This is a genomic window from Streptomyces sp. NBC_01116, assembly GCF_041435495.1.
In the GTDB taxonomy this organism is placed as follows: Bacteria; Actinomycetota; Actinomycetes; order Streptomycetales; family Streptomycetaceae; genus Streptomyces.
Genome location: NZ_CP108644.1, coordinates 1,578,884 through 1,601,383 on the forward strand (window position 1 = coordinate 1,578,884; position 22,500 = coordinate 1,601,383).

A 22,500-nucleotide genomic window follows, 5' to 3' on the forward strand; every position below is an offset into this window, starting at 1 on the left:
ACGAGACGGAGAACACTGTGGCAAACGGCTTACGGCACGTCCTCCCGTTCACCGCGTTCCTGACGGCCCTGCTGGCCACCGGCGCGTGCGACGCCTCCGACCCCGCTCCCCGGATCACGCCTTCGACCCAGCGCCCGGCTTCCTCCGCCCCCGCCTCCCCGCCGGAGTCCCCTCGGGAGACCCCCTCGGTCGTCGGACCCGCGCCGGCGGACCTGCGCGACATGGACTGGTCAGAGGTCCCTGTCCCGGGAGAGTTCTGCGGCGTGCCGGGGCTGGTGCGCGTCGACGCCACGGGCGATGCCCTGGCCACCTCACGGACCTGGGGAACGGTCCGCGTCAGCCGAACCCAGAACATCGTCTACGGCGATTCCGACGGCGACCGCCGCGACGAGGCCGCCGTCTTCGTCGGGTGCGACGACAACGGCCTCACGCAGAACGCGGACATCGCCGTCGCGTACGTGGTGTACGGGCACGCGGGAAAGGACCTCGCCGTCATCGGCTCGATCACCCCGCGCCAGAAGTCCGCCGCTTACCACGCCGGGCTGGTGGGAGTGGAGTTCGCACCGGGCCGGATCGTCGTGAGCGAGAAGTGGTTCCGCCCCAACGACGCGCACTGCTGCCCGAGCGGGGACGCGACCACCGTCTGGACCCGTGAAGGCGACCGGCTGACTCCCGGCGCCCCCCGCGTCACCTCGTGAGGGGGGCGCTTCGCGAGGGACGAGGGAGGCGGTGTGACGGGAGCGGTGTGCGGGCGGCGGGCGTGCGGGGAGGCGTCAGGCTTCCGGGCCCTTGAGGGCCCGCCCCGGCCCGGTACGCCCGGTTCGTGCGGCGCGCCCGTCAGCGATGCTCCGGTGAGGTGCCGGGGGTGCCGGGGCGGGGTCCGGGGGTGCCGGGGCAGGGTCCGGGGGTGCCGGGGCAGGGTCCGGGCGCCCCTCGCCGCGCAGTCCGAGGCCCGCCGCCCCGATCAGGAAGACGCCGAGCAGCGCGAACGGGGCCGCCACTCCCACCGCGCCCGCGATCAGCCCCGCCGCGGCGGGTGCGGCGACCTGGCCGAGCCGGTTGCCGGTCAGCCGGAGGGCGAGCGCGGTGGACCGGGCCCGGTCGGGGGCGGCCCGGACCACGGTGGTCATGGACAGCGGCTGGCCGACGCCGAGGCAGAAGCCGAGCACGGCGAGCATGACGGCGAGGACCGGGACGGAGACGGGGAGGGCGACGCCCGCGCAGAGGAGTCCGGCGAGCAGGCAGCTGGTGGTCAGCAGGGCCCTGCGGCCCAGCAGCCGCAGCAGCGGCGACATGACCAGCCGGCAGGCGATCGTGGCGGCGGCGCGCAGGCTCAGCAGCAGCCCCACGGTGGCCGGCGCGATGGAGCGGTGTTCGCCGACGACCGGCAGGTAGGCGGTGAGGATGTCGGTGGCGGACAGCACCGCCATGCTGATGAAGATGCCCGCGGGAACGCCCCGCGCGCCCAGGATCGCGCGGACCGGGACCTTGTGGCCCGGACCGGCGCCGGAGCCCTTCGCCCGGCGGTGCTCGATGCGCCAGAGCGAGGCGAGGGCGACGGCGGCGACCGCGGCCGAGACGAGGAGGGCCAGCGCGCTCGTCCGGCCCAGGATCCCGCCCTGCCCGGAGATGAGCGCGCCCGCGGCGACGGGGCCGATGAGCTGGCCGAGCGAGGCCCCGATGGTGAAGTGCCCGAAGTTGCGGTCCTGCTCGGCGGGCGCGGACTGCCGGGCCACGATCGACTGCGCGCCGATCACGAAGCACAGGTGGCCGAGGCCCATCACCCCGCTCCAGGCGGCCATCGCGGGCAGCGAGGAGGCGATGCCGCTCAGCGCGCAGCCGCCGGAGATCAGGAGCACGCCGAGCGGCAGCAGGGGCGCGCAGCGGCCGTGGTCGGTACGGCGGCCGAGCGGCACGGCGACGAACAGCGGGAGCAGGGCGTAGACCCCGGCGATGACGCCGACGGCGGCCTCGTCGGCGCCGAGCGCGAGGGCCCGGTAGGAGACGGCGGGCCGCGCCATCGACACCGCCCCCTGCGCGAAGGCGAAGGCGATGACGAGGCGCAGCAGCCAGCCCCTGCCGGGCCCGGTTCGCGGTGCGCGTGTCATTACATGATGCCGAAGAGGACGCCCGCCGCGAGCACCACGAGCGAGGTGAGGATGGCCCACTTGACGGTGAAGCGGGTGTGGTCGCCGAACTCGACCTTCGCCATGCCGACGAGGACGTACACGGCGGGCACGAGCGGCGAGGACATGTGCAGGGCCTGGCCGGCCAGGGAGGCGCGCGCGATCTCCAGCGGCGAGACCCCGTGGGCCGCGCCCGCCTCGGCGAGGACGGGGAGGACGCCGAAGTAGAAGCCGTCGTTGGACATGAAGTAGGTGAGCGGCAGGCTGAGCAGACCGGTGACGATGGCCATGTGCGGGCCCATCGCGTCGGGGACCGCGCCGACGACCCAGTCGGCCATGTTGTCGACCATGCCGGTGCCGGTGAGGACTCCGGTGAAGACGGCGGCGGCGAAGACCATGCCGGAGACGTTGAGGACGTTGTCGGCGTGCGCGGCGATCCGGGCCCGCTGGTCGGGCATGTGGGGGAAGTTGACGGTGAGCGCGAGGGCCGCGCCGAGCAGGAAGAGCACCGGGATCGGCATCAGTTCCATGATCATCGCCGTCAGCAGGGCGGCGGTGAGTCCGGCGTTGAACCAGTAGAGCTTCGGGCGGAGCGTGGACCGGTTCGGGTCGAGGCCCTGGAACTCGTCGTCGTCCCCGTCCCCGTCCGCGTCCGCGTCCGCGGGGTCGGCGTCGGTGCCGGCCCCCGCCGCCGTACCCGTACCGCCCGCGGAGGTCCGCTTGACGAGGCGGTCCTCACCGGCGGCGCGGCCCGCGCCGGTGCCGCCCGCGCCGGTGGACACGGTCTCCGGCTCCGGCTCCCGGGCCAGCGCCTCGTCGAGCGTGAGCATGCCCAGGCGCTTGCGCTCCCGGAGACCGAGCACGTACGCCAGCACGAACACGGCGAGCAGCCCCATGGCCAGCGCCGGGATCATCGGCACGAAGATCTCGGAGGCGTCCAGCTTGAGGGCGGTGGCGGCACGGGCGGTCGGGCCGCCCCAGGGGAGGGTGTTCATGACGCCGTTGGCGGTGGCCGCGACACCGGTCATGACGACCAGGCTCATCTTCAGGCGTTTGTAGAGGGGATACATCGCCGAGACGGTGATCATGAAGGTGGTGGAGCCGTCGCCGTCCAGCGAGACGATCGCGGCGAGCACCGCCGTACCGACGACGATGCGCATCGGGTCGGCCTGGCAGAACTTCAGGATGCCCCGGACGATCGGGTCGAACAGGCCGACGTCGATCATCACGCCGAAGTAGACGATGGCGAACATCAGCATGGCCGCGGTGGGCGCGAGGTTGCCGACGCCTTCGATGACGTAGTCGCCGAGCTGCGCTCCCTGTCCTACGGCGACACAGAACAGTGCGGGGATCAGTACCAGCGCCGCGATCGGCGACATCTTCTTCGTCATGATCAGGACCAGGAAGGTCGCGATCATGGCGAAGCCGAGGATTGTCAGCATGGGGGATACCTAACGTTCATCCTTGAACTCCCACCGGTCCCGGCGGTCCGGATGACGTTAGGGGCGCTCTCCTGGCGTTAACAAGATGTTGACGTGTGAGCAATACGAGCAAAACCCCAGGTCAACACGGTGATGTTAAAGAGCCGGGGTCACGGAGACCGGAACGGCGTTCAGCACGGCGGTGCCGGACAGCGGATCCAGGAGCGTGCCGTCGAGCAGCTGGTTCACGTTCGCCCCCGGGTGCGCGGCGGCGACCGCCATACGGGTGCCGGGGCGGCTGTGGCCCCAGCCGTGCGGCAGGCTCACCACCCCGCGGCGCACGGTGTCGGTGATCTCGGCGGGGGCCTCGATCGCGCCGCCCGACGACTCGATCCGGGCGCCGGCCCCGTCCACGAGACCGAGGCGGGCGGCGTCGTCGGGGTGGATCTGGAGGGTGCAGACGTTGGACCCTCCGGCGAGCGAGCCCACGTTGTGCATCCAGCTGTTGTTGGAGCGCAGATGCCGGCGGCCGACGAGGACGAGCGGGGCGGGCCGGTCGCCCAGCGCCCGGCGCAGGCGCGGCAGATCGGCGGCGATCGGCTCCGGGAGCAGTTCGATGCGGCCGGAGCGGGTGCGCAGGACCTCCGGGACGCGGGGTTTCAGCGGGCCGAGGTCGATGCCGTGCGGGTGGGCGAGGAGCTGCTCCAGCGTCAGCCCGTACGGGCCGAGGCGCAGCATGAGGTCCAGTCGCCGTTCGGGGCCGCTCTCGCCGGTGAGGCCGGCGGCCAGGTCCTCCGGGGCACCGGCGCGGGCGAGGGCGGCGGTGATGGCCAGGTCGTCGACGGCGGAGGGCGGCGCGCCGTGCAGGCCGCCCACCGCGAGGACGAGGCGGGCGTGGATCTCGCTCTCGTCCATCCGCCCGTCCTCCAGGGGCACGGCGGCGGGGGTGTAGCGGACCTGGTTGTGCACGGCGAAGCCGTTGAACGCGAAGTCGAAGTGGGCGCTCTGCGAGGGCGGCGGCGGTGGCAGGACGACGTCGGCGTGCCGGGAGGTCTCGTTCAGGTACGGGTCGACGCTCACCATGAAGTCGAGTCCGTCGGCGAGGGCCGCGTCGAGGCGGTCGCCGTCGGGCGCGGAGAGCACGGGGTTGGCCGCGATGACCAACAGGGCGCGGATGCGGTCCTCGCCCGGGGTGTCGATCTCCTCGGCGAGGGCGGCGATGGGCAGTTCGCCCTTGGCCTCGGGGTGCCCGGAGACCCGGCTCGACCAGCGGCCGAGCGCGAAGCCCTTGCCCGGGACGGCTTTACGCGTCCCGGGTTCGGCGGGCCGTGGGGCGCGCGCGGTCGCGGAGAGCGGGAACAGCGCGCCGCCGGGCCGGTCGAGGTTGCCGGTGAGGATGTTGAGGACGTCCACCAGCCAGCTGGCGAGGGTGCCGTGCTCGACGGTGCAGCTGCCGATGCGCCCGTAGACGGCCGCGGTGGGGGCGGCGGCGAGTTCGCGCGCGATGGCGGTGATGGTGTCCGCGTCCACGTCGCAGGCGGCGGCCACGGCGTCCGGGGTGAAGCCGGCGAGGGCGGCGGCCAGTTCGTCGATCCCTTCCAGGTGGTCGGCGAGCGGACCGGGGTCGGCGAGCTTCTCGTCGATGAGCGTGTGCGCGAGCGCGGCCAGCAGCAGGGCGTCCGCGCCGGGCCGGATCGCGACGTGCCGGTCGGCGAGACGGGCGGTGCGGGTGCGGCGCGGGTCGATGACGGTGAGGGTGCCGCCGCGCCGGCGCAGGGCCTTGAGCCGGCCGGGGAAGTCCGGGGCGGTGCAGAGACTGCCGTTGGACTCCAGCGGGTTGGCGCCGATCAGGAGGAGGTGGTCGGTGCGGTCGAGGTCCGGTACGGGGATGGCGTGCGCGTCGCCGAAGAGCAGGCCGCTGGAGACGTGCTTGGGCATCTGGTCCAGGGTGCTCGCGGTGAACACGTTGCGGGTGCGCAGGGCCCCGAGCAGCAGGGGCGGGTAGAGGGAGCCCGCCATCGTGTGCACGTTGGGGTTGCCGAGGACCACGCCGACCGCGTTCGGCCCGTGGGCCTCCGTCAGCTCCGGTATCCGGGCGGCGATCAGGTCGAACGCCTCGCTCCAGGAGGCCTCGCGCAGCTCCCCGTCGTCGTCGCGCACGAGGGGGACGCGCAGCCGGTCGGGGTCGGCGTCGAGCCCTCCGAAGGAGGCCCCCTTGGGGCAGATGAAGCCCCGGCTGAAGATGTCCTCGCGGTCACCGCGCGCACCGGTGACGGTGGCGCCCTCGATGGTGAGGGTGAGGCCGCAGGTGGCCTCGCAGAGGGGGCAGATACGCGGTGCGGTGCGGGTGTCGTGGGACATGGGCCCTCCCCGGGGCGGCGGCGGTGGCAGGACGACGTCGACGGCATGGGCCGGGCGGGCGTGGGAGCCCCGGCACGGGCGAGCATACCGACCGGTACGCACAGGGGGGAGGTGTCGCGCGCAGGAGAAGGCGAGCGGACCCCGGCGACCGGGCGCGCAGGCGCCCGGGCGCGCGGAGCCGAGGGCCCCGGTCAAAGGGCGACAACTAGGCACACGGGCCCATGCGCAGACGGGCAGACGGGCAGACGGGCAGACGGGCAGACGGGCACAACCGTGGCCGGGCACGCGGCGCGGCCGGGGGCTCCCCGGCCAGGGGCCCGCACTCAGTCGAGCGTCTGGGCGAGGTAGGCCCTGACCAGGGTCCGCGTCTCGGCCACGAGGGCCGCGTCCCCCGACGGTTCCGTGCGGAAGGCCAGTTGGAGGAGCGCGTCGGCGGCCTCGACGCTCACCAGGATCGCCCGGGACAGCGCCTCGTCGGGCCGTCGGCCGAGGTGGCCGGCGAGCAGGACGGCGAGCCGGTCCGCCAGCCTCCGGTTGGCGTCGTCCGCCGCGTCCCCGGCCGGGGACGGCGGTCCGAAGTCGACGAGCGCGAAGCCGGGGATGCTCCGCTTCATCGCCAGGTACTCGTCGAGCACCGCGTCGATGGCGGCGCGCCAGTCGCCGGCCGGAAGGTCCGCGAGGCGGGCGGCGATGCGGTCGGCGTAGGTGTCCAGATTGCGCAGCGCGAGGGCGTCGACCAGCGCGCGCTTGTTGGGGAAGAACCGGTAGACGGAACCGATGGGCACCTCGGCACGCTCGGCGACGGCCCGGGTGGTGAGCTGCTCGTAGCCGGTCTCGTCGAGGAGCCCGGCGCAGGAGTCGAGTATCCGGGCCAGCCGGTCGGCGCTGCGCTGCTGCACGGGAGCGCGGCGGAGGTTCGGGTTGACGTGGGGCACGGGCCCCATGATGCCGTGCCCCCTCGCCCCGGCGGACGGGCGGCACCACCCGGCGGCCGGGCCGGCCGTCGGCCGCCGCGCTCACGCACCGGTCACGCACCGCATCGCATCGCATCGGTTGGGACAGGCCACGAATGGCGGGATGTATGCCGTTGACGTGCCCCACTCCGATTCCTACGGTAGTACATAGGATTCGTCGTCCGGCGGATCCGATGGCTTTCTTGGGCAACGGGAGTGCGGGATGAGCGCGATCGACCAGGCGAGGAAGACGGCCGAGGGGCTGACGCATTCCTCGGGCTTCGGCAACGAGCACAGCTCGGAGGCGGTTCCCGGGGCGCTGCCGCACGGCCGCAACTCCCCCCAGCGCGCCCCGCTCGGGCTCTACGCGGAACAGCTGAGCGGCTCCGCCTTCACCGAGCCGCGCGCGGACAACCGCCGTTCCTGGCTCTACCGCGTCCGCCCCTCGGCCGCCCACCCGGCGTTCGCCCGCGTCGACAACGGCGGCCTGCGCTCGGCGCCCTTCACGGAGACGACGCCGGACCCGAACCGGCTGCGCTGGAACCCGCTGCCCGACCCCGCGCCCGGCACGGACTTCCTGAGCGGCCTGTGGACGCTCGGCGGCAACGGCGACGCCGCGCAGCGCGCGGGCATGGCGATCCACCTGTACAACGCCGACTCCTCGATGACGGACCGCGTGTTCAGCGACTCCGACGGCGAGCTGCTGATCGTCCCCGAGCGCGGCGGACTGCTGCTGCGCACCGAACTGGGCCTGCTGCGCGCCGAGCCGGGCCACGTCGCGCTGATCCCGCGCGGGGTCCGCTTCCGGGTGGAGCTGCTGGAGGAGACCGCGCGCGGCTACGTCTGCGAGAACTACGGCCGCCCGTTCGCGCTGCCCGACCTGGGCCCGATCGGCGCCAACGGCCTCGCGAACGCCCGGGACTTCCTCGCGCCCGTCGCCGCGTACGAGGACCACGAGGGCCCGGTGGAGGTGGTCAACAAGTTCTGCGGGAACCTCTGGTCGGCGACGTACGACCACTCGCCGCTCGACGTGGTGGCCTGGCACGGCAACCACACCCCGTACGTCTACGACCTGCGCCGGTTCAATGTGATCGGCACGATCAGCTACGACCACCCCGACCCGTCGATCTTCACGGTGCTGACCTCGCCGTCCGACACCCCGGGGCTGGCCGGGGTGGACTTCGTCGTCTTCGCCCCGCGCTGGCTGGTCGGCGAGGACACCTTCCGCCCGCCGTACTTCCACCGCAATGTGATGAGCGAGTACATGGGCCTGATCGACGGGGCGTACGACGCGAAGGCGGACGGCTTCGTCCCGGGCGGCGGCTCCCTGCACAACATGATGTCGGCGCACGGACCGGACCGGGAGACCTTCGACCGGGCGAGCGCGGCGGAGCTGAAGCCGCAGAAGATCGACGACGGCCTGGCGTTCATGTTCGAGACCCGCTGGCCGGTCACGGCGACCGCGCAGGCAGCCTCCGCCGAACACCTGCAGCGCGGTTACGACGACGTGTGGCAGGGTCTGAGCCGCAACTTCCGGCCGTAGACGGCGGAAGGCCGGAGGGGACGGACGGGCACGGACGGGCACGGGACTGGACGGGGACGACGTGACAGAGAGCCAGGAGAGAGCCGGATCGGACGACCGGAGGACCGGCGGCGACGCCACGGTCGGCACCGGGCCCGGGGCCGGGGCCGTCCGGGCCGCCCCCGCCGGGACCGGAGACGACGGGGCCGCCCCCTCCGGGACCAGCGCGGACGTCCGGGCGGCCCCGGTGCCGCCCGCGCCCGCCTTCGCCCCCGACTCCCTCGTCCTGAACCGCAAGCTGCCGCTCTGGTACCAGGTCTCCCAGTCCCTGCGGGCCTCCATACTGGGCCGCCCCCGGGACGCCTCCGCCCGGCTGCCCACCGAGGAGCAGCTCGCCGCGCACTACGGGGTCAGCGTGCTCACGATGCGCCAGGCGCTCAAGGAACTGGAGGCGGAGGGGCTGATCAGCCGGCACCGGCGACGCGGCACGTTCATCGAGCCGCGCGCCCGGCGGGTCTCCCCCGTCCGGCTGCTGGGCTCGGTCGACGCGATCGTGGCCCAGCAGTCCGGCGAGGCGACGACCGTTCTGGGCCACGGCCCGACAGCGGTGCCCGGTGATCTGGCCGAGTTCTTCCCGGGCTGCGCCGAGGTGACCTGCTACCGGCGGCTGCGCCGCGACGGGCAGAGCGACGAGCCCACCAACTGGGCGGAGAACGCGGTCCTTCCCGACATCGCCGCCCGGATCGACGTGGCCGACCTCGAACGCTGGCCGATGACCAAGGTCCTGCGCGACGTCGTCGGGGTGAGGATCTCCCGGATCACCGACACGGTGGAGGCGCGGCTCGCCGACCCCGTCACCGCCGAGCTGCTCCAGGTCCCGCTGCTCAGCCCGATCCTGCACTACACGGGCGTGACGTACGACGAGGACGGGCGCGTGGTGGACGTGGCCCGGATCCGCTACCGGGGCGACCGGTTCTCCTTCTCCGTGACGGTGGAGGCCCACTGACCCCGCCCCACGGGGACGCCGCCCGCCGTTACGATGCGCAGGGGTCACGGCGGACAGGGGAGGACGGGCAGGTGACAGCGCACGGGACTGCGGCGGCCGGCGGCGACGGGAACGCCCGGTCCTCGCCGCCGGAGACACCCCGACCGCCGGACGGGCCTCCCTCGCCGAACGGGTCCCCGACTCCGAACGGGTCCCCCTCTCCGGACGAGCGCCCGTCAACCGACAGGCACCCGTCAGCGGACGGGCTCCTGTCACTGGACGAGCTGATGCCGTGGTCCGTACGGCCGCTGCGAACCGGCCGCGCCTGGGTGCGCGGCCCCGACCCCGAGGCGCTCCGGGCCCGCTGGGAACGGCTGGCCGCCGCCGACCCGGCCGAGCAGGAACGGCTGTTCGCGCCCAGCCGCTCCCGTACGCCGCACACCTCGGTCGCGGCCCTGCCCGGCCGGTCCGCAGGAACGGGCCGCTTCGCCCGGACCCCGGGCCCCTGCCCCGACCCCGTACGGATCCTCCACGGCCCCTACGACGAACAGTGGCTGCTCCCCGACCACCGGCTGATCGACGCGGCCCGTCCGGAGCTGTGGCGGGTCGCCGACGGGCGGCAGCTCTTCGCCGTCGAGCACGGCTCCGCCCCCGAGGACTCCGGGCCCGCCCTGTCCGTGACCGCGCTGCTGCCCGACGGGCACTCCCCGGCCGGGCGGCCCGGCCGGATCAGGCCGCTCTACCGCAGGCCGGGCGGCACGGAGCCCAACCTGGCTCCGGGGCTCACGGACCTGCTGCGCGAGCGGCTCGGCGGCGCGGCGGAGCCGGACGCGTTCACCCCGGAGGCGGTGCTGGCCTGGGTCCTGGCCGCAGCCCGGCCCTCCGCAACCGGCCCCCGGGTCCCGCTGCCGGCCGACGCGGAGGTGTGGTCGTCGGGGGTGGCGCTCGGCCGGGAGCTGATGCGGCTCCAGTTGCGCGGGGCCCGGGGCGGGGAGCGGCCCCGGATGCCGGGCGGACGCAGGCCCTATGTGCGGGCGGCCCTCCCGGCCCGCCCCACGGAGCTGGTCCATGAGGCCGGGGACGAGGCACTGGTCGTCGGCGATGGCCGGATCTCGCCGGTGCCCGCGGCGGCCTGGGAGTTCACGGTGGGCGGGGTGCGGGTGCTGGAGCTCTGGTTCGGGCGCCGGGCCGCGGCGGCGACGGGCCGGGGGCCGGACGGAATCGTCCCGGACGGCCTGGACGCGGTCGGTGCGCGCGGCTGGCCCCGGGAGTGGACGTCGGAGCTGCTCGAACTCATCACCGTGCTCGCCCTGCTGGACGGCACGGCGGGACCCCGGAAGGAGCTGCGGGCGGCGCTGGAGGCGGGAGAGCTGATCGGGCCCGCCGAACTGCGGGCGGCCGGGGTGCTGCCGGCGCCGCCCTCGGCACGGCGTCCCGCATCGGTGCTCGGGCACCAGGAGGAGGGCCCGGAGGGGCAGTTCGCGCTGCTGTAGCGGCGGCCGGGCAAACCACAGAGCGGCCGGAGGTGGTCCGCAGAGCGGCCAGAGGTGGTCCACAGGGCGGCCGGAAGTGGCACGCAGAGCGGCCAGAGGTGGTCCGCAGAGCGGCCAGAGGTGGTCCGCAGAGCGGCCGGAGGTGGCACGCGCGGCGCTCAGCGGGTAAGCACGGGGGCATGAACACCTCGCCACTCCCCCTCGACGGCATTACCGTGGTGGCCGTCGAGCAAGCGGTCGCCGCCCCCTTCGCCACCCGGCAGCTCGCCGACCTCGGAGCGAGGGTGATCAAGGTGGAGCGCCCGGACGGCGGCGACTTCGCGCGCGGCTACGACACGGCGGCGCGCGGTCTCGCCTCGCACTTCGTGTGGTGCAACCGCGGCAAGGAGTCCCTCGCCGTCGACCTGAAGGATCCGCGCGGCCTCGCGGTGGTCCGTGAACTCGTCGCAGGGGCAGACGTGTTCGTCCAGAACCTGGCCCAGGGTGCGGCGGCCCGGCTCGGCCTCGACGCCGCCTCGCTCTGCGCGGAGCACCCGCGCCTGGTGGCGGTCGACATCTCCGGCTACGGCGCGGTGGGACCGTACGCGCACAAGCGGGCCTACGACATGCTCGTGCAGTGCGAGGCCGGCCTGGTCTCGGTGACGGGGACGGCCGAGCAGCCGGTGAAGGCGGGCGTGCCGGCGGCGGACATCGCGGCGGCGATGTACGCGTTCTCCGGGGTGCTCGCGGCGCTGCTGCGGCGGGCGACCACCGGACGGGGCGGCCCGGTGGAGGTCTCCATGCTGGACGCGCTGGCCGAGTGGATGGGCCACCCGCTGCACCAGGGGACGCACGGCTCCGCTCCCCCGGCGCGTACCGGTCTCGCGCACTCGGTGATCGTTCCGTACGACGCGTACGCGACGGCCGACGGCGAGCAGGTGCTGCTCTCGGTGCAGAACGACAGGGAGTGGCGGCGGCTGGCGGAACAGGTCCTCGGGCGGCCCGAGTTGGCCGACGACCCGGACTTCGCGACGAACGCGGCACGGACCGCGAACCGGGAGCGGACCGACGAGGCGGTGGGCCGGGCGCTGGCGGGCCTGACGGGGCGGAAGGCGCTGGCGGGTCTTGAGGCGGCGGGCATCGCCTGTGCCCGGCTGAACACGGTGGCCGATGTGGCGGCGCATCCGCAGCTCGCGGCACGGGACCGGTGGCGGGAGGTGGGGACACCGGTGGGGCCGTTGCGGGCGCTGCTGCCGCCGATCACGCTGCCGGGGAGCGAGGAAGCACGGATGGGTGCCGTACCGGCGCTGGGTGAGCACACCGATGCGCTGCTGCGAGCCCTGGGGATGACGGACGAGCAGGCATCGGTGCTGCGCCGGGACGGAGTGATCGCCTGAACCGCCCCGAGCGGCGGGCCGGTCCCGACGGGCGGTGCCGTGGGTCAGCGGCGGCTGCCGAAGAGCGAGCGCCGCAGTCGCCGCAGGGGCGCGAAGAGCGACACACGTGCGCTCCTGCTCCTGCGGGTGTGCGCGGCATCACGCGAGGTCAGCTCACGCATGAGCAGCGTCGCTTCCGCCGACTCGCGCTGCGGGACGACAGGGCCGCCGAGCACCGCGAGATGGCGGTCGAGGCGCGTACTGGTCGCACCGCTCCCGCATGTGATGGCAGGCACGCGCGGCCTGCTTCGCACCGTTATCTGTTCCATGTCACTCCCCACCCGTACGAGGGCACCCGGTCCGGGCAGGTTAACCCTATCGTCCCGCGGTGACACCCGTGTATCCCGGCCACAGGATTACGCACACACATACGGAGGTTGACGCCTCGTTACCGAATCCGCGCGATTTCGGGGCGACTTCGGGCAGTTCGCACGGTTCAGGCGGTTCGCACGGTTCGGCGGCCCCGCCCCGTCCGCCCCCCTGCGCGTGCCGCGCGGAGGGACCGCGGGAAGGGTGGACGCCCCGGTCGGGAGCGCCACCCCTCCGGGTCAGAGGGCGGACTTGAGAACGGAGAGGTAGCCGCCCGACTGTCCGGCGGCGGTGGGGTGGTAGGACTCGCCGATGTTGAGCCAGTTCACGCTGTGCAGCCAGGCGCTGCCCGAGCAGATCTCGTGCCCGGTGAAGGCCTGCCTGACGTCGCCGAACGTGAAGCCGTGGTCCGCGGCCCGCTTGGCGGTGGCCGTGTTGAGGTGGTCGGACGCCCCGTTGATGGCGGAGCGCTCCTTCTCGCTCAGACCCGCGAGGCAGCCGCCGCCGAGCTGGTAGAAGCGCGGGTAGCCGAGGACGACGACCTGCGCGGAGGGGGCCTTGGAGCGTATGGCCGAGTACACGGAGTCGAGCCTGCCGGGCAGGGTGGAGTCGACGTAGGAGCGGGCGGTGGCGACGCGGTTGAGGCAGGTGGCCTCGGACTGCAGGACACAGGTCGTCATGACGTCGGCGAAGCCCGCGTCGTTGCCGCCGATGGAGATCGAGACGAGGTCGGTCGAGGCGTTCAGCCGGCCGAGCTGACTGCCCGTGACGTCTCCGGTCCGGGCGCCGGAACAGGCGGCGAAGTCGAACGAGGAGGGGGAGTTGGCGGCCGCCCAGAGGGCGGGATAGGCGCGGCTGCTGCGCTTGCAGCTGGAGCCGTCGTAGCTGCCCGCTCCGACACCGGAGGAGTACGAGTCGCCGAGGGCGACGTAGTCGACCGCCGCGGCGGACGAGTCGGCGTTCGCGATCCCCGCACCGGTGAGGGCGAGGGCGGCGCCGAGCAGGAGCGAGGACGAGAACGCCACGAGTCTGGACATTTTCATGGGACCTCCTTGAGCAGGGGGTTTCTGCCTACTCCGTAGTAGCAGCACTCGCACCGCACTGGAAGTGTTCATGCCAAAAATAGGCGTGGTGTGCTTCCGTCCGCCCCCGGTCGTTCAACGGGCGCTCCTTGACGCCGTGTTGTCGCTCCGTCGGCTGCCGGGAGCGCCGCCGGCCCGGTCCGCGAGCCCGCGAAACCCGGGTGCACGGGGCCACACGGTGCCGGATCATGGGCGCCATGCCCGACTCCCCCGAATCCGCTCTGCCGATCCGGCTCACCGTCGACGACAGCGATTCACCGTCCGATGTCGTCGACGCTCTCTTCCTCGGCCGCTTCGCGACGGGCGAGCAGCCGTACGCGCACAGCTCCTCCCTCGACCGGGTCAAGGCCGGGGCGACGCTGCTGCCGCCGGACGCAACGGTGCTGCGGGCCGCCCGCGACGACGACCGCAGCGCCACGCTCGCGGAGGGCGAGGGCTGGACCCTGCTGGCCTCCCGGTGGAACCGGGGCGCGGACGTCACCGTCACCGCGACCAGCGAGGAACTGGCCAGGAGGGTCCTCGGCCTGGCCACCGAGGGCGCGCAGGACGAGCCGGAGCCCCAGCCCGACAACGTGACCATGGGCTTCTGGTACGTCTCCCCGCGCCGCGGCCCGTACCGCACCACCCGCCTTATCACCGCCGGAAGCTGGGACGAGGTCCGCCCCAACTACACCGCCCCGGTGGCCGAGGCGATGGGCCGGCTGATGAAGGTGACGCCGGACGACATCGCGGGCCGGCTGCTCCTGCTGCACGGCCCGCCCGGCACCGGCAAGACATCGGCGCTGCGCACCCTGGCCCGGTCCTGGCGCGACTGGTGCCAGGTCGACTGCGTGCTGGACCCCGAGCGGCTCTTCAACGACGTCGGCTATCTGATGGACATCGCGATCGGTGAGGACGACGGCACGGCGAAGGGGCGGTGGCGGCTGCTGCTCCTGGAGGACTGCGACGAGCTGATCCGCGGCGAGGCCAAGCACACGGCGGGCCAGGCCCTGTCCCGGCTGCTGAACCTGACGGACGGTCTGCTGGGGCAGGGCCGCAACGTGCTGGTCGGGGTCACCACCAATGAGGACCTGGAGCGGCTGCACCCGGCGGTCGTGCGCCCCGGCCGCTGCCTGGCCAGGATCGAGGTCGGCCCGCTGACCCGTCAGGAGTCGGTGGCCTGGCTGGGTACGGACGAAGGGGTGAGCCGGGAGGGCAACTCCCTCGCCGAGCTGTACGCGCTGCGCCGGGGCATCGGCCCCGCGTCGGTGCCGAAGCAGGACGCGGGGCCGGACGCCGGGCTCTACCTCTGACCCCGTGTGTCACGGGCAGCAAGCCAGTTGACCTCGTGCGTGTCACGGGCAGTACGCCAGTCGACCCCGTGTGTCACGGGCAGTGCGTCAGTCCCCGTACGCCGCGCGCACCGCGTCCTCGGCCAGCGACAGGGCCTGCTGCCGGGTGAGGCCGAGCCGCTCGGCGGTCTCCGCGTACACCTGCGCGGCGGTCGCGGCCCGCTGTTCGGCCGCTCCCCCGGCGGCCGCGACGAAGGTTCCGTTGCGGCCCCGGGTCTCGATCACCCCGTCCGCCTCCAGGGCCCGGTAGGCCTTGGCGACGGTGTTGGCGGCGAGGCCCAGCTCCTCGGCGAAGCCGCGTACGGTCGGGAGCCGGTGGCCGACGGGGAGCGCGCCGGAACGGGCCAGTCCGGAGAGCTGGGTGCGCAGTTGCTCGTACGGCGCGATGCCGGAGTCCGGGTCGAGGACGATCTTGTCAGTCACGGGCCGATTCTCCCCCACCGGCGGAAAAATGAGAGGCGTTCGGGACGCGACTGCGCATACGGTCCACCGCATGACTGTGATCGTGCGCGATTTCCGGCCGTCCGACGCGGAGGCGTGGACCCGTGCCCGCAGGGCCTCGGTCCCCTGGATGGTGGCCACCCCCGAACAGGTCGTCCACGATCTGGCCCACGCCCATCCGGACCGTCACTACCGGCTGCTGGTCGCCGAGGAGGACGGCGAGATCATCGCCACGGCGCAGGCGGGCATCGCCTACGACAGTCCCGAGCCGGGGCAGGGGTACTTCACACCGCAGACGCTTCCCGGCCGGACGAACCGCGGCGCGGGCTCGCTGCTGCTGCGCACGGCGGAGGAGCACCTGGCCCAGGCCGGGGCCACGGTCCTGTACGCGTGGGTCCTGGACAACCCGGAGAGCCTGGAGTTCGCCCGCAAGCGGGGCTACCGGGCCAGGCGCTCCGCGCACTTCCAGCACCTCGACCTCGCGGGCGGGGCCCTGCCGCCGCGTCAGGAACCGCCGGCGGGCGTCGAGCTGCGGGCCGGCTCGGACTTCGCCGACGATCCCCGGCCGCTGTTCGAGGCTGACGTCGAGGTGACGGCCGACGAGCCGGGCGACATCACCTCCGAGCTGGACGACTACGAGGACTGGCTGACGAACATCTGGCGGCACCCTGCCTTCGACCAGGGGCTCACCTCGGTGGCGCTGGTCGACGGCGAGGTGGCGGCGTTCAGCGCGGCCACCACCGACGGCGCGCGGACGTATCTGAGCGCCATGACCGGCACCTTGCGGGACTTCCGGGGGCGGGGTCTGGCGAAGCTGGCGAAGAACGACTCGCTGCACCGGGCGCGGGCGGCCGGATACACGGACGCGTACACCTCCAACGACACCGGCAACGGCCCGATGCTGGCCGTCAACCAGTGGTTCGGGTACCAGGTCTGCGCGACGGAGGTCCGCCATGTCCGCACCCTCTGAGCCCCGCGCCGGCCGCACGAAGGGCCTGGTCGTCGACCTGTCCAAGGCGGGCCGCACCAAGATCAGGTATCCGGCGGAGCTGGTCCGGGACGACGGAGTCCGCGTCACGGTCCGGGCGCCGTGGGCCGCTCCGGGGGCGCGGGACTTCGGCTTCGTCCGGTTCGAGCCGGGCGACGTCCTGACCGAGCACTACTGGCGGGACCGGTGGTTCGCGGTGAAGGAGGTCCGCACCGGGGACGGCAGGCTCAAGGGCTGGTACTGCGACATCACGCGGCCCGCCGTGCTCGCGGACGGGGTGCTGAGGGTCGAGGACCTGGACCTGGACCTGTGGGTGTCGGCCGACGGCGCGACGGTCCTGCGGCTGGACGAGGACGAGTTCGCGGCGAGCGGCCTGGCCGGACGCGATCCGGCGGCGGCCGGAGCGGCGGCCCGGGCCCTGGACGAGCTGGAGGACCTGGCCCGGACGGACGGGCTGACCGCGCTCCTCGACTGAACGCCCCGTCGGGCGCGGGGGCCGGGGCCCGCACGCACCGCCGGGCGGCTCAGGGGCGGGGCCGGGAGTCGGCGACGAGCTCCACCTCGTACCCCGCCGGGTCCTCCAGATAGGCGGCGTGATGCCCCTCGCCGCCCGCGTACGGATGGCGGTCGGGGAACAGCAGCCGCCATCCGTACGCCGGGGCCCCGGCGACCAGGGCGTCGAGGGCGGCCCGGTCCGCGACGTGGAACGCCAGGTGGTTGAGGCCGGGGCGGCGGCGGTCGTGGCCGCCGGCGGCCAGGTCGGGCGACCGCTCCACCACGACGTACGTGTCACCGCGCCGCCAACTGCGGCCGTGGGCCCAGCGCTGGTACGGGACATGGCCGAGCCGGCCCAGCAGCCAGCCCCAGCCGCGCTCCGCCTCCGCCAGGTCAGCCACCCACAGCTCGATGTGGTGCACCCTCCCGGTGGTCTCCTCGGCTGCGGGCAGCGGGACGGCCGTGCGGGGGCCTCCCGGCACATACGCGATCGGCTCCCCGTCCCGGTGCCAGTGGATCATGAAGTGCTCGCCCGCCCGGTATCCGTCCAGGCCCGCGCGGCAGTACGCGACCATGTCGTCCGGCAGGGCGGCCAGCGGGAACCAGTCCAGCTCGGAGCACTTCTCCGGCTCGGCGTTGCGCGGCGGGCGGGCCGGGTCGTGCTCCGCGACGAAGAACCAGCCCATGCGCGCGCCGCCGCCGGGTCCCCGGTGCTGCATCACGAGGGCCACCTTCAGCTCCTCGGGCTCCAGATCGAGGCCGATCTCCTCGGCAGCCTCCCGGACCATCGCCTCGCGGACGTCCTCGCCGTCCTCCGCGTGGCCGGAGGGCATGTGGAGCAGTCCGTCCGCGTACCCCGTTCCGGAGCGGCGGGCCAGCAGGACGTCCGGGCCGCGCCGCAGGATCAGATGGACGTCGACGACCTCGGTGTGCCGGTGCGTCGGCATCGCGCGGGCGACCAGTGCGTAGCGCTCGTCGTGGACCTGCCTGCCCCACAGCCGGGAGTCGGGGACCAGGTCCTCGTGGTGGATGCGCTCGGTGTGCGCGGAGAGCAGGGCGGTGAGCGTGGTGGCGGACAGGCCGGCGCCGCCCCACACCCCCTCGACGAGCACGAGCCGCCCGCCCGGCTTCAGCAGGCCGAACCAGTGCTTCAGGGCCGCCGCCGGGTCGGGCAGCAGCCAGACGACGTGCCGGGCCACGACGACGTCGAACAGCCGCTCCCCGACCGGGGGCCGGGCGGCGTCCCCGACGAGGACCTCCGCACCGGTCCCGGCGAGCTTGGCGCGGGCCAGGTCGGCCATGCGGGGCGCGCGGTCGACGGCGGTGACGCGGTGGCCCTGGCCCACGGCGAGCAGGGAGAGGCTGCCGGTGCCGCACCCCAGGTCCAGCACCTCGGCGCGGGTGCCGGGCAGCCAGCTCTCCAGCCGCCCGGCCCAGGCGTCGCGCACCGCGGGGTCGAGGAGCCCGTGGTCGGGCTCCTCGTCGAAGGATCCGGCAGCCGCGTCCCAGTCGATCGTGGTCATGGAGCCGATGCTCTCAGCCGCCACCGACCGTGCGGGACTCCTCTGCCGTTTTCCGGCCACCGCGCCGCCGCAGGACCAGGCGGCCGATCAGCGGCCACGCCACGATCAGCACCACGATCGCGTAGACGGTGACGGAGAACGGGGTGTTGACCAGTCCGGACACACTCCCGTCGCTGATCTGGAGCGCTCGGCGCAACTGCTGTTCGGCGGCCGGGCCGAGGATCACCCCGATGACGGCGGGCAGCACCGGCAGCCCGTAGCGCCGCATGCCGAATCCGATCAGCCCGATGATCAGGAGGATCACCAGGTCGAGGGACTCGCCGCCGACCGCGTACGCGCCGACCGCGGCGAAGAAGAGGATGCCCGCGTACAGATAGGGGCGCGGGATCCGCAGGAGCTTCGCCCAGACCGGGGCGAGCGGCAGGTTGAGGGCGAGCAGCAGCACCATGCCGACGAAGAGCGAGGCGATGAGGCCCCAGACCAGCTCCGGTTCGCGTTCGAACAGCAGGGGCCCCGGCTGGATCCCGTACTGCTGGAAGGCGGCCAGCATCACGGCGGCGACGGCGGTGGTGGGCAGTCCGAGCGTGAGCATCGAGACGAGCGTTCCGGCGGCGGAGGCGGAGGCGGCGGCCTCGGGTCCGGCGACGCCTTCGATGGCTCCCTTGCCGAACTGGTCGCGGTGCTTGGAGAGCCGCTTCTCGGTGACGTAGCTGAGGAAGGTGGGGATCTCCGCACCGCCCGCCGGGATCGCCCCGAAGGGGAAGCCGATGACGGGACCGCGCAGCCAGGGCTTCCAGGTGCGCTTCAGGTCGGCGCGGCCGAGCCACGGTCTGCCGACGGGTATCGGCTTTCCGGTGGAGCGGCGCAGATGGGCGGCGACCCAGAGCGCTTCGCCGATCGCGAAGAGTCCGACCGCGACGATGACCACGTCGACGCCGTCGGCCAGTTGGAGCGAGCCGAAGGTGAGGCGCTGCTGGCCGGTCATCTGGTCGAGGCCGACCAGCCCGATGGTGAGGCCGATGAGGAGCGAGGCGATGCCGCGGATGCGGGAGGCGCCGAGGACGGAGGTGACGGCGATGAAGGCCAGCACCATGATGGCGAAGTAGTCGGGGGCTCCGATGCCGATGGCGAGGGAGGCGACGGTCGGGGCGAGGACGACCAGCAGGATCGTGCCGATCATGCCGCCCGCGAAGTGACCGATCGCGGCGGCGGCGAGCGCCTGGGCGCCGCGTCCGCCCTTCGCCATCGGGTTGCCCTCGATCGCGGCGACCACGGCCGCGCTCTCCCCGGGGGTGTTGAGGAGGATCGAGGTGGTGGAGCCGCCGAACATCGCGCCGTAGTAGATCCCGGCGAACATGATGAACGCGCCGGTCGGATCGAGTCCGTACGTCACCGGGAGCAGCAGCGCCACGGCCATCGCCGGGCCGATGCCGGGGAGCACGCCGATCGCGGTGCCGAGCAGCACGCCGATCGCGGCCCAGAGCAGGTTCATCGGGGTGAGCGCGGTACCGAAGCCGTCGATGAGGGAGTTGAGGGAATCCATCGGTCAGAGCACCCCCATCAGCGGGCCGCCCGGAAGGGGGACACCGAGCAGGTTGTCGAAGACGAAATAGGTGGCGAGGGAGATGCCGGCCGCGATGAGCGGGTCCCGGCCGTGGTGCCGGCTGCCGAGTGCGTAGGCGGAGCCCCAGAAGAGCAGCGCCCCGGCGATCGGGAAGCCCAGCGGGCCGATCAGGACGGCGGCGCCGAGGAAGACCCCGGTGAGCAGGAGGACGGTGCGCCAGTCGGCCGGTTCGTCGAGGTCGACGTCCTCGCCGCCCTCCGCCTCGCCGCGTCCGCCGCGCAGGACGTCGCCGGCGAGCAGGACGGAGATGAGGAGGAACAGCCCGCCGATGACGAAGGGGACCGTCCGGGGGCCGACGGGACCGCGCTGGGCGATGTCGACGCTCATGGTGAACGCGTCGGTGAGAACGAGCACGCCGAGCGCGAACAGCAGGACGCAGACGCCGAGTTCGGAGTGCTCGCGCAGCCAGGCGAGGGTGGTGTTCGGCTCGTGCGCGGCTTCGCCGCCCGGCTGCGCCGCGGAACCGGTGGGTTCGGTGGGTTCGGTGGTCACAGCCCCAGCTCCTTGAGAACGGTGGCGACCCGCTGGTTCTGCTCGTCGAGGAAGTCGCCGAAGGGTTCACCGATGAGGAGGGCGTCGTCCCAGCCGTTCTTCTTCATCGACTCCTTCCACTGCTTCGTGCCGTGGAGTTCGCGGATCAGGCCGGTGAGCTTGTCGCGTTCGGCCGGCGAGAGGCCGGGCGGGGCGACGATGCCGCGCCAGTTGGTGAACTCGGTGTCGAGTCCGGCTTCGCGCAGGGTGGGGGCGTCGAGGCCCGGCACCCGCTTCGGGCCGGTCACGGCGAGGAGGCGCAGCTCGCCCGCCTCGATCTGGTCGCGGTACTCGCCGAGGCCGGAGACCCCGAAGCCGACCTTGTCGCCGAGGATCGAGGCGAGGAGTTCGCCGCCGCCGTCGAACGGGACGTAGTTGACCGTCCTCGGGGCGATGCCGGCCGCCTGCGCCATGAGCATCGGGGCGAGGTGGTCCGGGCCGCCGGGCGAGGACCCGCCGCCGACCGGGACGCGGGCCGGGTCCTTCTTCCAGGCGGCGAGCAGGTCGGCGATGGTCCGGTACGGGGAGTCCTTGGAGACGACGACGATGTCCGGCTCCTCGGTGAGCCGGGCGATCGGGGTGGTGTCGGCGAGCGTGCTCGGGGACTTGTTGGTGTGTACGGCTCCGACGACGCCGAGCCCCATGGAGAGCGCCAGCTTGCCGTTGCCGTGCTCGCCGACGAGCCGGCTCAGGCCGACCGTTCCGCCGGCGCCCGGCAGGTTGAACACCTCGATGTTGTGGGTGAGCTCGGCGTCCTCGGCGTTCTTGGCCAGGGTGCGCGCGGTGATGTCGTAGCCGCCGCCGGGAGTGTTGGGGACCATGAAGCGGAGCCCGGGAATCTGGGTGCCGGTGTCGGAACCGTCACCGGTGGACAGCAGGGGTGGTCCTACCACCACCAGCAACGTGGCCCCCAAAAGGGCGAGGAGAGTGCGCAGTCGCACGGGTTCCGCCTTTCAACTGTGAAGTGGCCCACATGTTGCCTGCGCGTTAAGAAGCTGTCTCTCTTCCGGTATCAACGGACGTTGTGGTCATTGCGGTCGCCGCCTAGCGTGGCGGCGTGACAACTGTGCTGGTGGTGGACGACGACTTCATGGTCGCGAAACTGCACAGCCGCTATGTGTCCGCTATGGACGGCTTCGCGGTCGTCGGGGTGGCGCACAACGGTGCCGACGCCTTGCGGGCGGCCGAGCGGCTGCGCCCCGATCTGGTGCTACTGGACATCTATCTGCCCGATATGGACGGGATCGGGGTGCTGCGTGCCCTGCGTGCTGCGGAGGAGCAGGACGCCTCGCGCCCCAGCGCGGACGCCCTGTTCATCACAGCGGCCCGGGACGCGGGGGTCATCCGGGCGGCGCTGCGGGCGGGGGCCCTGCACTATCTGATCAAGCCGTTCAGCCACTCGGCGCTCCAGGAGCAGCTGCGCCACGTCGCCTCGCTGCGCACCCGCCTGGACAGGCTGGGAGAGGCCCGCCAGGAGGACGTCGACCAGATCTTCGGCACCCGCCCGCCCGGCTCGCGCGAGCTGCCGAAGGGCCTGGCCGCCCCCACGGCGGACCTGGTGGAACGCACCCTGCGCGACCACCCGGCGGGCCTGTCCGCGTCGGAGTGCGCCGAGGTGGGAGCACTGTCCCGGGTGAGCGCGCGCCGCTACCTGGAGCACTTCACCGCGACGGGCCGGGCGGAGGTGACCCTGCGCTACGGGGGCACGGGGCGGCCGGAGCGGCGGTACCGGTGGACGGGGTGAGGTGGCACGTCCCGGCCCTCCACCTGAGCGCCCACTTAGCGGCGCCTTAAAGCGACCATAAGGATCGTCACCACCCCCTCCCATCAGGCGTTTTGGAACTTCTCAGCGGCTAGCTTGCTGATCGCCACCCTCACAGCCGTGCCGTTTCGAAGGAGA

Annotated in this window: 20 protein-coding genes; 9 read left to right on the forward strand and 11 right to left on the reverse strand. The window is 73.3% G+C overall.

Annotation, left to right across the window (positions count from 1 at the left end; translation table 11 throughout):
• The first annotated feature begins 17 nt into the window (after positions 1 to 17).
• Entirely contained in the window at positions 18 to 698 is a 681-nt protein-coding gene (locus tag OG245_RS06785) for a hypothetical protein (protein ID WP_371622633.1), read from the forward strand.
• A gap of 75 nt (positions 699 to 773) precedes the next feature.
• Here the strand turns inward: OG245_RS06785 and OG245_RS06790 are convergent, their stop codons facing one another.
• The 4 genes from OG245_RS06790 to OG245_RS06805 all read right to left on the reverse strand — a co-directional run bounded on the left by OG245_RS06790 (position 774) and on the right by OG245_RS06805 (position 6,852).
• The gene (locus tag OG245_RS06790; protein WP_371622634.1) at positions 774 to 2,108 is read right to left on the reverse strand and encodes an MFS transporter; all 1,335 of its coding nucleotides are present in this window, start codon (positions 2,106 to 2,108) and stop codon (positions 774 to 776) included.
• Complete coding sequence (locus OG245_RS06795; RefSeq protein ID WP_371622635.1) at positions 2,108 to 3,568, reverse strand: CitMHS family transporter; 1,461 nt, start codon at positions 3,566 to 3,568, stop codon at positions 2,108 to 2,110. Before OG245_RS06795 ends, OG245_RS06790 begins: the two co-directional genes overlap by 1 nt.
• A gap of 135 nt (positions 3,569 to 3,703) precedes the next feature.
• On the reverse strand, positions 3,704 to 5,908 hold the full coding sequence (locus tag OG245_RS06800) for a molybdopterin-dependent oxidoreductase (protein WP_371622636.1): 2,205 nt from the start codon (positions 5,906 to 5,908) through the stop codon (positions 3,704 to 3,706).
• A 323-nt stretch (positions 5,909 to 6,231) separates the two neighbouring features.
• Positions 6,232 to 6,852 (reverse strand): TetR family transcriptional regulator, encoded by a 621-nt coding sequence (locus tag OG245_RS06805; RefSeq protein ID WP_371622637.1) that lies wholly within the window; start codon positions 6,850 to 6,852, stop codon positions 6,232 to 6,234.
• Positions 6,853 to 7,084: 232 nt separating this feature from the next.
• On the opposite strand from OG245_RS06805, the gene hmgA reads away from it, so the two are divergent.
• The 4 genes from hmgA to OG245_RS06825 all read left to right on the forward strand — a co-directional run bounded on the left by hmgA (position 7,085) and on the right by OG245_RS06825 (position 12,237).
• The gene (hmgA, locus tag OG245_RS06810; protein ID WP_371622638.1) at positions 7,085 to 8,404 is read left to right on the forward strand and encodes a homogentisate 1,2-dioxygenase; all 1,320 of its coding nucleotides are present in this window, start codon (positions 7,085 to 7,087) and stop codon (positions 8,402 to 8,404) included.
• 61 nt (positions 8,405 to 8,465) lie between these two features.
• Positions 8,466 to 9,389: a GntR family transcriptional regulator gene (locus OG245_RS06815; RefSeq protein WP_371622639.1), complete on the forward strand. Its 924-nt coding sequence runs from the start codon at positions 8,466 to 8,468 to the stop codon at positions 9,387 to 9,389.
• A gap of 71 nt (positions 9,390 to 9,460) precedes the next feature.
• Positions 9,461 to 10,861 (forward strand): type ISP restriction/modification enzyme, encoded by a 1,401-nt coding sequence (locus OG245_RS06820; RefSeq protein ID WP_371622640.1) that lies wholly within the window; start codon positions 9,461 to 9,463, stop codon positions 10,859 to 10,861.
• A 179-nt stretch (positions 10,862 to 11,040) separates the two neighbouring features.
• Complete coding sequence (locus OG245_RS06825; RefSeq protein ID WP_371622641.1) at positions 11,041 to 12,237, forward strand: CaiB/BaiF CoA transferase family protein; 1,197 nt, start codon at positions 11,041 to 11,043, stop codon at positions 12,235 to 12,237.
• Between the two features lie 44 nt (positions 12,238 to 12,281).
• On the opposite strand, the gene OG245_RS06830 is transcribed toward OG245_RS06825, so the two are convergent.
• Both OG245_RS06830 and OG245_RS06835 read right to left on the reverse strand, forming a co-directional pair.
• On the reverse strand, positions 12,282 to 12,545 hold the full coding sequence (locus tag OG245_RS06830) for a hypothetical protein (RefSeq protein WP_003970092.1): 264 nt from the start codon (positions 12,543 to 12,545) through the stop codon (positions 12,282 to 12,284).
• Between the two features lie 279 nt (positions 12,546 to 12,824).
• Positions 12,825 to 13,628, reverse strand: a complete 804-nt coding sequence (locus OG245_RS06835; protein WP_371622642.1) for an SGNH/GDSL hydrolase family protein — start codon at positions 13,626 to 13,628, stop codon at positions 12,825 to 12,827.
• A gap of 236 nt (positions 13,629 to 13,864) precedes the next feature.
• On the opposite strand from OG245_RS06835, the gene OG245_RS06840 reads away from it, so the two are divergent.
• Positions 13,865 to 14,959 carry a DUF5925 domain-containing protein gene (locus OG245_RS06840; RefSeq protein WP_371622643.1) on the forward strand — a complete coding sequence of 365 codons (1,095 nt, stop codon included), beginning with the start codon at positions 13,865 to 13,867 and terminating at the stop codon, positions 14,957 to 14,959.
• Positions 14,960 to 15,046: 87 nt separating this feature from the next.
• Here the strand turns inward: OG245_RS06840 and OG245_RS06845 are convergent, their stop codons facing one another.
• Positions 15,047 to 15,421, reverse strand: coding sequence for a GntR family transcriptional regulator (locus OG245_RS06845; protein ID WP_371622644.1), 375 nt, complete (start codon positions 15,419 to 15,421; stop codon positions 15,047 to 15,049).
• Between the two features lie 70 nt (positions 15,422 to 15,491).
• Between OG245_RS06845 and OG245_RS06850 the strand changes: the two genes are divergently transcribed.
• Both OG245_RS06850 and OG245_RS06855 read left to right on the forward strand, forming a co-directional pair.
• A complete protein-coding gene (locus OG245_RS06850) occupies positions 15,492 to 16,409 on the forward strand; it encodes an N-acetyltransferase family protein (RefSeq protein WP_371622645.1) in 918 nt (305 codons plus the stop codon).
• Entirely contained in the window at positions 16,393 to 16,902 is a 510-nt protein-coding gene (locus tag OG245_RS06855) for a DUF402 domain-containing protein (protein ID WP_371622646.1), read from the forward strand. The genes OG245_RS06850 and OG245_RS06855 overlap by 17 nt, the downstream gene beginning before the upstream one ends.
• 49 nt (positions 16,903 to 16,951) lie before the next feature.
• On the opposite strand, the gene OG245_RS06860 is transcribed toward OG245_RS06855, so the two are convergent.
• The 4 genes from OG245_RS06860 to OG245_RS06875 are packed head-to-tail and all read right to left on the reverse strand — an operon-like array spanning position 16,952 to position 21,541.
• A complete protein-coding gene (locus OG245_RS06860) occupies positions 16,952 to 18,445 on the reverse strand; it encodes a trifunctional class I SAM-dependent methyltransferase/NUDIX hydrolase/VOC family protein (protein WP_371622647.1) in 1,494 nt (497 codons plus the stop codon).
• Between the two features lie 13 nt (positions 18,446 to 18,458).
• Positions 18,459 to 19,988 carry a tripartite tricarboxylate transporter permease gene (locus OG245_RS06865; RefSeq protein ID WP_371622648.1) on the reverse strand — a complete coding sequence of 510 codons (1,530 nt, stop codon included), beginning with the start codon at positions 19,986 to 19,988 and terminating at the stop codon, positions 18,459 to 18,461.
• A 3-nt stretch (positions 19,989 to 19,991) separates the two neighbouring features.
• A complete protein-coding gene (locus tag OG245_RS06870) occupies positions 19,992 to 20,561 on the reverse strand; it encodes a tripartite tricarboxylate transporter TctB family protein (RefSeq protein WP_371622649.1) in 570 nt (189 codons plus the stop codon).
• Positions 20,558 to 21,541, reverse strand: a complete 984-nt coding sequence (locus OG245_RS06875) for a Bug family tripartite tricarboxylate transporter substrate binding protein (RefSeq protein ID WP_371622650.1) — start codon at positions 21,539 to 21,541, stop codon at positions 20,558 to 20,560. Before OG245_RS06875 ends, OG245_RS06870 begins: the two co-directional genes overlap by 4 nt.
• Before the next feature lie 116 nt (positions 21,542 to 21,657).
• On the opposite strand from OG245_RS06875, the gene OG245_RS06880 reads away from it, so the two are divergent.
• On the forward strand, positions 21,658 to 22,344 hold the full coding sequence (locus OG245_RS06880; protein ID WP_371622651.1) for a response regulator: 687 nt from the start codon (positions 21,658 to 21,660) through the stop codon (positions 22,342 to 22,344).
• Positions 22,345 to 22,500 lie beyond the last annotated feature (156 nt).